Genomic DNA, 11,463 nt, shown 5'->3' with positions numbered 1-11,463 from the left:
CAGCAAAACTCATCACAAAAAAAGCCAACAACGGGCTTTGTTCGCATTATTAGTGGCTTATGGAGAGGCAGAAAACTTCCTGTACACGATGCTGAAGGCTTACGCCCCACGACCGATCGCGTCAAAGAAACGCTGTTTAACTGGTTAGCTCAAGATGTACCACAGGCAAAATGTCTCGACTTGTTTGCTGGCTCTGGCGGCTTGGGATTTGAGTCAGCTTCGCGCCAAGCAGAGCAAGTGACCATGGTTGAGCTAAACCCACAAGCTTTCCAACAGTTACAAAAGAATATTGCCTCTCTTAACGCGAACAACATCCAAGTGGTAAATACCGACGCACTGAGTTTTTTGAAGCAACCGGGTTCTGCTCATCATGTGGTGTTTATTGACCCACCGTTTCGCAAAGGTCTATTGGATGAGACCGTGGCTCTGCTAGAACAAAATGGCTGGCTCGCGGAAGATGCGATGATTTATATTGAAACAGAAAAAGAACTCAATATTGCCGACTTACCAGAAAACTGGCAATTACATCGAGAAAAAACAGCAGGCCAAGTGAGCTATCGTCTGTACGAACGTACCTCCGCATAACGCCTCGATTTAAAAGGATACTTAAATGAAAGCACTAATTATGCTGGCCAAAGCGGCTATCGCCTTTGTTTGGTTAGTATTAATCCTAAATATTTTTATGCCCTTTCCCGGCAATGCCGCGATTGCGCTATACATCATGACCGCTTTTTTGTTCATCATGCACGGTTTACAAATGGCCATCTTCATTGGTGCATTTGGCGACAAAATAAAAATGAGCAGTTGGGAAAAATATTCAATCCTGATTTTTGGTATTTTTGCCCTACTCGATATTCGTCGTAAACACATGATGTAATCGCTCAGATACGAAAAAGCCGCTCTTGTGAGCGGCTTTTTTCTGCGTTTCGTTCGTCACCCAATGTAACTTTTTACACCATCTAAGAACATTTGAGTGGAGATCATCACCAGTAACAAGCCCATTAAGCGTTCTACCGCCTTCAAGCCACGTTCACCCAACAAGCGATTAAAGAAGCCATAAAACATCAGTATAAAAAATGTTGCGCCCCACGCAATTACGACTGATGCTGACATTTCCAACATTTTCTCTGGATGTTGCGAAGACAGTAAAAGCAAGGCTGCAATCACTGAAGGGCCTGCGATCATAGGAATGGCCATCGGAACAATAAAGGGCTCCTCGCCTGCTGCCAGTCCAGTGATGCTGCCAGCACTCGGGAAAATCATCTTAATCGCAATAATGAAGAGAATAATGCCACCAGAAATGCTGAGCGTTTCTGGCTGGACATGCAAAAAACTTAAGATGCTTTGTCCTGCAAACAGAAATAGCATCAAGATCAGTAAGGCAAACAGTAGTTCACGAATCAATACCTTACGACGACGCTTGGGATCGATATGTTTGAGAATAGACAACACAATCGGCAAGTTACCGAGGGGGTCCATGATTAGAAACAGCATGGTCGCTGCAGAAAGAATGTCCATATTCTGGCCTCACCTAAAAAATGGCGGCCAGTGTATAGCAAACTGACAACATGAGTATATGACTGAGGGCGAAAACACCATAGTCACCCTCGATCTTAGCCGCCGTTTAGTGATTGCAAACTCGCGCCATATTGACCACAAACTTACCTTCAAGCTCACGAATTTTGTCGCGCTTGAGCAAAAATGCTAGTAATGCATCTAAGTCTAGATCATTCAGTTTACAGGTGTGAAAGCGAACGCTAGCGCCAAAGTGCTGTGTGAGGGCTTCGCGATCCATTGGTGTTTCTCTAAGTAGGTTTAGCAGCTCGTGAGCATGGATTTCACTCATTATTGACTCCAGTTATTAAGAACAATGCGTTCAGTTTACTGAAATCCTCAAGAGCTGCTTTGACTTAAATTAGTAAATGATTGAGGCAACAATGAGGGCATGAGCAAAAAAGTAACTACCACTCACCCACAAATAGGCGTGTTTCATCGGTTTTCGATAACCGTGTATCGCGTATGCCAGCGCCGAATAGATCAGAACTAAGGTTCCGCTAAAGCCGATAGCATTGGCGTAACTCGGCACTTGTAACCAAACTTCACCGGCTGCCCAAGCAAGTTGAACCAGCATCATCCCCATGATCACAACGGGGAATACCAGAGAGTCGAGTTGAGGTAGCAACAAAAAGAACGCCACGATACTCGCTGCAAGCAGCAGGGCCAACAGCCACCAGACAATCTCACCATTAAGCTGCACCCAAAATGACTTGCTGTAGCATACCTGGGCAACCAAATAAGCCGTAAAATAGATTAGCTTACGAGTTTTAAACGAGTGCAGCGTATCTGCCACCATAGACACAATAAGCCCACCCGCAATCCAGTAGGTATATGTTGCGGATGCACCTTGAGTTAACACCAACACAAGAAGAAGTAGCAGAGTAAAGATTTTAAACACGAGGGATTGTGTCGGGTTAGCTTGCTTTGCTCCCAACACGGAATACACACCTGATAGCCCTATCGCCAGCCAACTCCACATGCAGTATACACCTTTTACTTAAACTCGCCGCTAGTCTAGGTAGACCAGTTTTGATGTAAAGACACAATCTACGAAAGTTGGATCTCGCTAGCGATTCGAAACATTTTGTAACCCTCAGCCTACGTAATAATAAAGCCGATGAGCCTGAATAATGCCACTAAACATTGGGGCCAAGCTTTGCTCATCAGCCGAACCCATCAAATCACACGACACAATAACCAGCGCTTTCTAAAACTATTTAACTGAAAAACAGATAAGTGCTCCAGGTAAGCCGCCATTTCACAAACTGACGATTAAACCACCAGGATGTATGTAATGCAGGCAACAAGAATAAATAACAGGCACAAAATAGAAAATAGTCTAAGTAGCGCTCTAAGAGAGGAGGAACTACTGATGATTAGGGGTAAAAACTAAGAAAACTGACCTTAATTCAGTAAAAAAAACATCAGACAAGAAAAGTAAGTCAATGATAAATAAAATCATAATTTCAATAACAGATAAAAGTGCGGACTTCATAAACCATAAAATCACTAAACACTTTTGAAGCCCATATTTTCTCATAAGGTAAGAAAATCTCACTCCATGCTTTCGATTTGACGATGCAACCTCATAGCACATTTTTTAATTTTCTCAATTTTTGAGAAATACAGACAAAATAAAGACCCAACATACCATTCGAAGCAAAAAACAATTACAAAGCCAACACCACAAACCATTTAACATTATAAAATCAAACACTTAAAACCAAAAAGGATAAAAACAAAACAATGTGAACACTTTAAATACAGGACAAAAAACATAGTTTCATTAGTCATAATCACGTAAAACCAGACAAGTTAAGTGTGGTTTTTGAAAAGATTAACGAGCATATGTTGATCAAACCCCAAAAACAGTGCTATATTAAATTCATCGAGTTCATCAAAGATTAAGGGGTAGTGTTATGATTTCATCTTCTCAAAAACAAGGGCTGGTTATGATTGCAGTGGTTGTGGGTTTAATGACACTGCCAATGATGTACTAACCCAATGATTTAAAATAAAAAAGGACGCAAATGCGTCCTTTTTTATTTATCTGTATAGCTCTACTGAATGTGCTTAGACAAAATATCCCAGTGCATATAGTAGAAACCAAGAGCGGCCAGCGTAATCAACGTCATTAGCAAAATTGCTGTACGCCAAATAAAGCGAGAGCTTCTTGGTGTCAGCTCTTTTTCACAAGCATCACATGCCGCCATAAAGCCTTTACGATCATCCAGCTTGTAATCGTCTTCGTGCACCACTTTGTTACGCACGGTTGCGATGAATCGAAGCTTTGCTATCACGTCATGCGGTAAACGTTCTTCACAACTATTAATAAGTTGGTGCAACCCTTTACCTTCTGCATGGTACTGAGTACGCAAAAGTTTTTCGATCGTTCGGGTACGCATGACTACTTTTTCAATATCTGACATCGTAACCCTCCTTACCAGACCCTTCCTATGTTCATTATTTTTATTCTTCTATAAATTTAGAGCTTTTTCGAGCCGTTAAGTGCAATTTTACTTTCAATTTGTGCCCTTGAGCTCATATAGCCTAACAAGTGAAAGCCGCTTCGTTCAGCTTTAGTGACTTCGCTTGCAGATGAAGCGACGATTTCATCATGCATCATTAAGATAAATCGTGAAGTGCGCCGAATAATCTCCATATCCCTTTCATTAGATTATGAATAAGCTACCTCAACTCATCGTTTCGTCAGCGAGTTCTGTAGAATGGGACCCGATAAAACATTGGAGGTTAATATGCCAATCTCACTTATTGTCGCCCTATTCACCCTTATTGCCTTGGGCGCGTGGGTGTTTTTCCGTTTTTATAGTAAGCACTATGTGGGCGAAGACGCTCCAGAGCAAAGCGCGCAGGTAACGGTTTTAGATAAACAAGCGATAGACATACCAAACGCACCACCAGGTCAAGACGATCAAGAGTATTGGATTTACGTTCAACGTGGTTCTATCGGTCCAAAGCGTGAATTCCAAATTGGAGTGCATTACTACCATGCACTCAACCCTGGAGATAAGGGAACACTGACCTATCGCGGCAACAAGTTCCTTCACTTCGCTATCAAACGTTAAGGCAGTAACCAACGAGTCTTGGCAGAAAGAGAAAAGAGATAGCTCATCGCCAAGGCTCCAGCTCCACTTAGAACGATCCAGACTGGAATCACCCACGCAGGATGTCCTGTGTACCAACCGAACTCTTTCATCGGCCATAAGAAAATAGGGTGAAGTAAGTAAATCCCTAAGCTGTGCTGACTGATCACACTAACCACTTTTTGTACTTTTGGTGATAAGCCTTCACCGAAGTAACGCCCGATCATAAAAATCATCGAAGCCGCTAGAATCACATTCAGTGTTTTATAAGAGAGCCAGCGCCCAACCGTATACTTCTCCGCCTCTAAGCTATTTGTCACAACCATCGTAAAGGTCACTGCCAACGCCACGAGTCCTAGCCCAACAAATAAGGTCACCATAGAGCGATTCGAAGGTACCTTTTGAAATAAAACATACCCCAGTGGAAGGTAACCCATATAAAGCCACATCTGATTACTCCAAGGGCCATCAATCTTGAACAAGAACAGTGTGCTGGTGAAAAGCCAAAATGCGAGATAGGTATACAAGACGTTGTCATCCACGTTGCGTACCATCCATTGAAACAGCGGAATCACAAAATACAGTGGTATAAAGTAATAGAAAAAGCCGAGATGGTAATACGTTGCGTGGAATGGGCTATTGCTTAATACCTCTTTTACGGTTTCAAAATCAAAGCCTTGAGAAGTCCAGCCTGAAAGGTATGCATAAAACATCGACCAAATAAGAAATGGAACTAAAACTTTGCCCAAACGCCTTTTGATATAATACTTACCGTCAAATGGTCGAGTGTCACTGAGCATTAGCGCTCCGGTGATCAAAATAAAAACTGGCACTGCCCAGCGGGTTACGCTATTCACGCCTACCGCTGTCAGCCATTGGTCAAATGGAATCACTCCTAACTCATTTCGATACGGTGCCAAGACGTGAATGGCGATCACTGCTACCGCTGCGAAGCAGCGCAATAAATCAAAAAACAGAACCCTTTCTCTCATACCTTTCCCTACTTTGAGTCGCTTATCGTTTATAGCATAGGGTAAATCTCAACCAGTGAAATGGTTAACAATCTGTTTTTGCTTATTTTTAACTCAACAATGACCTACAACGGGGATTTCATCACCACTCTAATCACTTAACGAGAACCAAAAACCAAGCATCAGTATTCACTCTCGATGCCAAACCGACACAATCTGATTACAGCAAACGGCGCATAAGAAACAAAAATGGCTCCGATTTGGAGCCATTTATACCATCTACAGATAGCGATACTGGGGATAGTTACGCAGTAGCAACATCAGCTTTTGGCAACTTAATTGAAATCAGCGTCGTCAGTGCCAAGAAAGCAAAAGAAACCCATAAGCACGCTGCAAGACCAGCCTCTTGGTAGATCCAACCCGATAATACCGTGCCAATCAAACGTCCCATCGCATTGGCCATGTAATAAAAACCAACATCCAACGAGACGCCATCGCCTTTAGCGTAGCTCACTATCAAGTACGAGTGCAGCGAAGAGTTAATGGCAAACACAGCGCCAAAAATCATCAAACCTACCACAATCACCAATTCAGGCTGCCAACCGATTTGCACACCATAAGCAATACCAGCCGTAATTAACGCTAGGACTCCTGCCCACACCAATGCTGCACTACCATCAGGCACACGACCTTGCGCTTTGCCAGTAATACGCGGCGCAATGCCTTGCACAAACCCATAAGCAATGACCCACGCAGCGAGAAAGCTACCAACCCACAAGTGATCCCAGCCAAACACGCTACCAAGATAAATAGGCAGAGCAACGACAAACCACACATCACGAGCACCGAATAAGAACATGCGAGCTGCGGATAAAATGTTTATCGATTCAGACTTGGAGAATATTTGGCGAAACTTAGGTTTACTCTTTGCTTTACCCATGTCCGCTTCTAGCCAGATCATGCTGCAAACAAACACTAATGTAAGTACACCCGCCATAATAAACATCGAGTTTTGAAAACCCACCCAAGACAGCAGCAAGCCGCCAACAAAAAAGCCCGCTCCTTTGAGTGCATTCTTCGAGCCAGTTAAAATCGCTACCCATTTGTAGAGCGCACCTTGCTGCTCGTCTGGTACTAGCGTTTTAATCGCGCTCTTAGCACTCATTTTGTTCAGATCTTTGGCAATCCCCGACAGAGCTTGCGCTGCCATCACCCAAGGAATGGTCAGCCATGCATTTGGTACTGCGAGCATCAGCAACGCAAACACTTGCATCGCTAAACCAATGTTCATGGTTTTATTTAGGCCTAACCTTGCGCCCAACCAACCACCAACCAGGTTTGTCACCACACCAAAAAATTCATAGAAAAGAAACAGTGAGGCAATAGCTAACGTGGAATAACCTAAGTCATGAAAATAGAGCACCACCAGCATACGCAGTGCGCCATCGGTCACCGTAAAGTTCCAATAGTTAAACGTCACTAACATGTACTGACGAATACTTTTGCTTAATTGAGAAATCATATTGACCTCATATGTACAGCGATAGAAGCATTTAGATCATCATGTTCTAAATACTTCCTAACCTGTACAGCAACATTGACCAATATAATGTTGCTGTGATTTTCAAAAAATGCTCCAACATCAATAAAAAGCAAAATACACTTTAAAAACAATGCACTAGTTGATGTTAATGTCATTTTTTGTAAACAGTCGTATCCTGAAGAAGCTCGAATTTAGCTTTTGGATCATAATGAACCAAAAGCTATTTAAGCTGATCAAGCGTCTTGAGCCACACGTTCGATGTACTCAACTTGCACAGGTTTTGTAAATGCCCCAGGGCGCAATGCCTGCACTTCTCGCACGATATCTTCTAACTGCCATTCCTTTTCTAGGAGTAGGTGAGCAGCGAACAAACCTGTGCGCCCCGAACCACCCATGCAATGCATCGCAACTTTGCCACCTTGAGCAAGAATCGCGTGCAGTTCCGGACTGGCTTGTTGCCACTTCACCGCAAACTCTTCATCTGGTGCGCAGTCGTCTTCAATCTCGATCTGGAACCATTTCATACCCAGTTGCTGAGTGGCTTCACCCAATGCAGAGACATTCTTCGCAGCTAATTCACTATCATCTAATGCAGTAACGACCGCTTGAACACCCTGCTCTTTCAACTGTTCTAACGACGTATGCAAATCGACACCTTTCGTTCCTGGGCACGGTGTTAAGATTAAAGCACCGGAGTCCAAATCTAATTGCCATGTAGGATGAGACATTGTGACCCCCTTTTAAGCCAAACCAACGTTACGAACCAGCTCTGCTGTGCGCGTTGCATAACCCATTTCGTTATCGTACCAAGCGTAAACCTTAACCATACGAGAACCCACAACCATGGTTGATTGCGCATCAACGATGGTTGAACGTTGGTCGCCTTTATAATCGATAGAAACTAAAGGACGCTCTTCGAAGCCAAGGATGCCTTTCAAATCACCTTCAGATGCTTCTTTTAACAGTGCATTCACTTCTTCTGCTGTGGTATCACGCTTCACATCAAAAATGATGTCTGTTAACGATGCGTTTGCTAGAGGTACGCGAACCGCATGACCATTAATTTTGTCTTTTAATTCTGGGAAAATTTCGACAATCGCCTTCGCGCTACCCGTCGTAGTCGGGATAAGGCTCATGCCGCATGCTCTTGCACGGCGTAGATCTTTGTGTGGCGCATCTAAAATAGTTTGCGTATTCGTCAGGTCGTGAATGGTCGTAAAAGAAGATTGTTCGATACCCAATTTCTCATGAATGACTTTAACCACAGGTGCGATACAGTTAGTCGTACACGAAGCTGCTGTCACGATACGATGTTTTTCAGGGTCGAAAATATGGTCGTTCACGCCCACCACAATGTTCGCGATACCTTCTTCTTTCACAGGTGCGCTTACCACGACACGTTTTACGCCTTGCTCTAGGTATTTGTTTAGGAATGATGTTTTGCGATGTACGCCTGTCGCTTCAATCACAACATCACAATCAGACCAGTTCACCGCATCGATATCGCGTTGTTGAGTCGTGGCGACACGCTTGCCGTTGATGACGAGCTCACTGCCTTCGACCTGAACTCCATGATGCCAACGACCTTGCACTGAATCGAATTCTAATAAGTGACCAAGCGTAGCGGCGTCACCTGCGACATCGTTGATTAACACAAACTCCAATTCTGGCCAATCAAATGCCGCTCGCAGCGCTAAGCGACCAATTCGGCCAAAGCCATTAATTCCTACTTTAATTGTCATAGTTTTACCCTCTAACCTTCTACCTTGAATCTCTATTCGCTGTTAACAGCAAGCCTCACGACTTTTATCGTGTAAGCGTGTGATGTCGTCTTGGTATTCCTGCTTCAAACAGTTTGATGCCACTAAGTCTTCAATTAACTTTCGCATCCAACCTGGTAATTGCTGTGATAACTCGTAATACACCCATTGCCCTTGGCGTTTATCCACCAAGATGCCACTGGATCGTAACTGAGCAAGATGACGAGAAACTTTCGGCTGGCTCTCTTGCAGAGCAAACGCCAAATCACCAACGCAAGTTTCACCTTCACGGGCCACGAGCATTAAACAACGTACGCGTGTTTCATCGGATAACAGCTTAAAAAACTGATGTGGAAGCATAATGAACATACCTATATATGGATATGCGCATATGTTTATTTAATTAAGGTATATCGTCAAGAGGAAACCGTCCATCGTCATAAAAGTTTCACATCTAACGAACAGCTTGATTGTAAAGAGAGAGATTCAAAGAGATAAAAGATAAGACCAGAAATTATGCAGTCGCGATGCTTTGACTCCAGCGAACCGCTTCACCTAAGGAGAGCTTCACTTCCTCTAAAGGCAACCCCAATTGCATCGTGATTTTTTCAACCCCCGACCAATCGGCACGCTCGTAGCACTCTTCGAGGGAAATAAGTGCACCATAAACCCCTTTGCGATGTAATAGCGCTTGTTGTACTGAATGACTAAGCGGTAACTGCCTAACTAAAGATTCCACCGAAAGATCCAGCAACGCATCTAGAATCGACAGCAAACCAACCATGAAACCTTGTTCGTTGAGGTGAGAGAATGGCTGATAGCGCGACATCAATTGGCAAAATTGAGCTCGTTGCAATGAAAGGTGATACAGCTCTCGAGGCTTGTTACTGGAGATATACGATGCCACAACCAAAGAGACAAACTGCTTAAGGTTATCCTGGCCAAGATAAATCAATGCCTGACGAAAAGAGCTGATTTCGACAGCCAAATTCGGCGCTTGCGTATTTACAAAACGCAATAATTTATACGACAGCGCGACATCTTGCGTAATGATGGACTCGATACGAGTAAAGTCAGGCTCAGGAGCACAAACTTCACGAAACAGTTGCAATGCCAACACTTGCTCAGGACTGACGTATTTAGTCTGCGAGACGAGTGGCTTGCTAAAAAAATAACCTTGGAAAAATTTAAAGCCAGCCGCTTTCGCTTGCTCAAACTCTTCTGCGGTTTCAACACGTTCTGCTAAAAAGTGGTATTTGACGCGTTTGGCAAGGTGTGTTTTGACCAGTTCACAGGCCTTTTCGAGCCCCATCGCCATAATGTCGAGCTTCACAATATGCACATATGGCAAAAAACGGCGCCATTCTGGTGTTAGGGTGAAGTCATCCAAAGCGATCAAGTAACCTTCTCGATAAAACTCACGAATCGCATCAAGAAGCTCATCCGTAGGTTGGCACGTTTCCAACACTTCGATGACAATTTTGTTTTTCGGCAAACTGCGCGGCAAACGTCGCACCAAACTTTGATGAGGAAAGTTAATAAAGCATCTTGAAGAGGCAATCACTGGGTTAGTACCCAGTGATAGGAAGTTTTCGACGATCAGTCGGTATGTCGCTCGATTTGAATCAATATGTGAAGGGTATGCGTTACTCTCCCCGTCTCGAAACAACAATTCATAACCCAGCGTCTGTCTTTTTCGGTTAAAGATCGGCTGGCGAGCGACATACGTTGTATTCATGCTAAAGAAGGACCTATAAATGGCTTATGACTTTGCAGCTGCTAATAATGCACCACAACCCATGAACATTGAACCGAATACTTTGTTTATTTTTCCCATGATTTTATCGGAGCGAATAAAGCGTCCCATTTGTGCTGCCAAGCTCGTGTAACCCAACATTACACACGCATCAATCACGACCGTAGTGACGCCAAGCACCAACAGTTGCGTGATTTGGTCTTTTGCCGGGTCAATAAACTGCGGGAACAACGCCACCAGAAAAACAATCGATTTAGGGTTGGTGAGGTTAATTAACACAGCCTTGTACAACAGCGCCGTGCCTGACATCTCGTTGTGGTTTTCAGCTGCGACTAAGCTTGACGTATCGCGCCATTTCAGAATCCCCAACCAAACCAGATAAGCGGCACCAACCCATTTAATGACAGAAAATGCGGTTGCTGACTGCGCGACAAGCGCACCAATACCCGCCCCCACCAGCGCGATGTGGATAACTAAACCAATTTGTAAGCCAATAATGGCACCCAGTGATTTACGGGTACCGTAACTCAAACCATTACTGATTGAGTTCACCGTGCCAGAGCCCGGAGCCAAACTAAAAACGATTGCTGTTACTACATAAGCTAACCAGACATGGGTATCCATTGCATTTCCTCACTAATTCTTCGATGATACATCGCGTAAACAACGTATCTTCAGGTAATCAACTAATGGCGACTAACCATTCACCTTTGACTTATACTCAAGAGACATTATTTGAGCAAGCAATTGGTGGTCCGATCGCAGCACTTTG

At 43.7% G+C, this 11,463-nt stretch carries 14 protein-coding genes and 1 pseudogene; 4 read left to right on the top strand and 11 right to left on the bottom strand.

What is annotated here, in order from left to right; genetic code table 11:
• Together rsmD and R7Q47_RS22800 are read left to right on the top strand one after the other, a co-directional pair.
• The coding region (rsmD, locus tag R7Q47_RS22805; protein WP_318089392.1) for a 16S rRNA (guanine(966)-N(2))-methyltransferase RsmD at positions 1-585 on the top strand (585 nt) is incomplete at its 5' end.
• Positions 586-610: 25 nt separating this feature from the next.
• Positions 611-877 (top strand): DUF1145 domain-containing protein, encoded by a 267-nt coding sequence (locus R7Q47_RS22800; RefSeq protein WP_005378704.1) that lies wholly within the window; start codon positions 611-613, stop codon positions 875-877.
• Between the two features lie 56 nt (positions 878-933).
• On the opposite strand, the gene R7Q47_RS22795 is transcribed toward R7Q47_RS22800, so the two are convergent.
• The 4 genes from R7Q47_RS22795 to R7Q47_RS22780 all read right to left on the bottom strand — a co-directional run bounded on the left by R7Q47_RS22795 (position 934) and on the right by R7Q47_RS22780 (position 3,986).
• Positions 934-1,518, bottom strand: coding sequence for a YhgN family NAAT transporter (locus R7Q47_RS22795; RefSeq protein WP_005389671.1), 585 nt, complete (start codon positions 1,516-1,518; stop codon positions 934-936).
• A 106-nt stretch (positions 1,519-1,624) separates the two neighbouring features.
• A complete protein-coding gene (locus R7Q47_RS22790) occupies positions 1,625-1,846 on the bottom strand; it encodes a YecH family metal-binding protein (RefSeq protein ID WP_005378711.1) in 222 nt (73 codons plus the stop codon).
• A 69-nt stretch (positions 1,847-1,915) separates the two neighbouring features.
• Positions 1,916-2,536, bottom strand: coding sequence for a lysoplasmalogenase (locus R7Q47_RS22785; RefSeq protein ID WP_005389670.1), 621 nt, complete (start codon positions 2,534-2,536; stop codon positions 1,916-1,918).
• Between the two features lie 1,081 nt (positions 2,537-3,617).
• Positions 3,618-3,986 carry a hypothetical protein gene (locus R7Q47_RS22780; protein ID WP_005378717.1) on the bottom strand — a complete coding sequence of 123 codons (369 nt, stop codon included), beginning with the start codon at positions 3,984-3,986 and terminating at the stop codon, positions 3,618-3,620.
• 327 nt (positions 3,987-4,313) lie between these two features.
• Here R7Q47_RS22780 and R7Q47_RS22775 point away from each other — a divergent pair, with 327 nt between their 5' ends.
• Positions 4,314-4,643: a DUF2500 domain-containing protein gene (locus tag R7Q47_RS22775; RefSeq protein WP_318089391.1), complete on the top strand. Its 330-nt coding sequence runs from the start codon at positions 4,314-4,316 to the stop codon at positions 4,641-4,643.
• On the opposite strand, the gene R7Q47_RS22770 is transcribed toward R7Q47_RS22775, so the two are convergent.
• The 7 genes from R7Q47_RS22770 to rhtB form a co-directional block, all read right to left on the bottom strand.
• Positions 4,640-5,653: an acyltransferase gene (locus R7Q47_RS22770; protein WP_005389667.1), complete on the bottom strand. Its 1,014-nt coding sequence runs from the start codon at positions 5,651-5,653 to the stop codon at positions 4,640-4,642. The two genes, R7Q47_RS22775 and R7Q47_RS22770, sit on opposite strands and share 4 nt — an antisense overlap.
• 283 nt (positions 5,654-5,936) lie before the next feature.
• Positions 5,937-7,154 carry an organoarsenical effux MFS transporter ArsJ gene (gene arsJ, locus R7Q47_RS22765; protein ID WP_054575539.1) on the bottom strand — a complete coding sequence of 406 codons (1,218 nt, stop codon included), beginning with the start codon at positions 7,152-7,154 and terminating at the stop codon, positions 5,937-5,939.
• A gap of 254 nt (positions 7,155-7,408) precedes the next feature.
• The gene (locus tag R7Q47_RS22760; protein ID WP_318089390.1) at positions 7,409-7,903 is read right to left on the bottom strand and encodes a cyclin-dependent kinase inhibitor 3 family protein; all 495 of its coding nucleotides are present in this window, start codon (positions 7,901-7,903) and stop codon (positions 7,409-7,411) included.
• A 12-nt stretch (positions 7,904-7,915) separates the two neighbouring features.
• Positions 7,916-8,917 (bottom strand): ArsJ-associated glyceraldehyde-3-phosphate dehydrogenase, encoded by a 1,002-nt coding sequence (locus R7Q47_RS22755; RefSeq protein ID WP_318089389.1) that lies wholly within the window; start codon positions 8,915-8,917, stop codon positions 7,916-7,918.
• A 42-nt stretch (positions 8,918-8,959) separates the two neighbouring features.
• On the bottom strand, positions 8,960-9,295 hold the full coding sequence (locus R7Q47_RS22750; protein ID WP_005378730.1) for a metalloregulator ArsR/SmtB family transcription factor: 336 nt from the start codon (positions 9,293-9,295) through the stop codon (positions 8,960-8,962).
• 154 nt (positions 9,296-9,449) lie between these two features.
• Positions 9,450-10,673: an EAL and HDOD domain-containing protein gene (locus R7Q47_RS22745; protein WP_053304474.1), complete on the bottom strand. Its 1,224-nt coding sequence runs from the start codon at positions 10,671-10,673 to the stop codon at positions 9,450-9,452.
• Between the two features lie 24 nt (positions 10,674-10,697).
• Positions 10,698-11,315 carry a homoserine/homoserine lactone efflux protein gene (gene rhtB, locus R7Q47_RS22740; protein ID WP_132937316.1) on the bottom strand — a complete coding sequence of 206 codons (618 nt, stop codon included), beginning with the start codon at positions 11,313-11,315 and terminating at the stop codon, positions 10,698-10,700.
• Here rhtB and R7Q47_RS22735 point away from each other — a divergent pair.
• Positions 11,276-11,463, top strand: a pseudogene (locus R7Q47_RS22735) (lysophospholipase); the annotation flags it as partial. The gene rhtB and the pseudogene R7Q47_RS22735 overlap by 40 nt on opposite strands.

It is taken from the genome of Vibrio sp. Vb0349 (assembly GCF_033338975.1).
The sequence above is the reverse complement of the archived record's forward strand: the minus strand, read 5'-3'. Positions and strand labels throughout refer to the sequence as shown.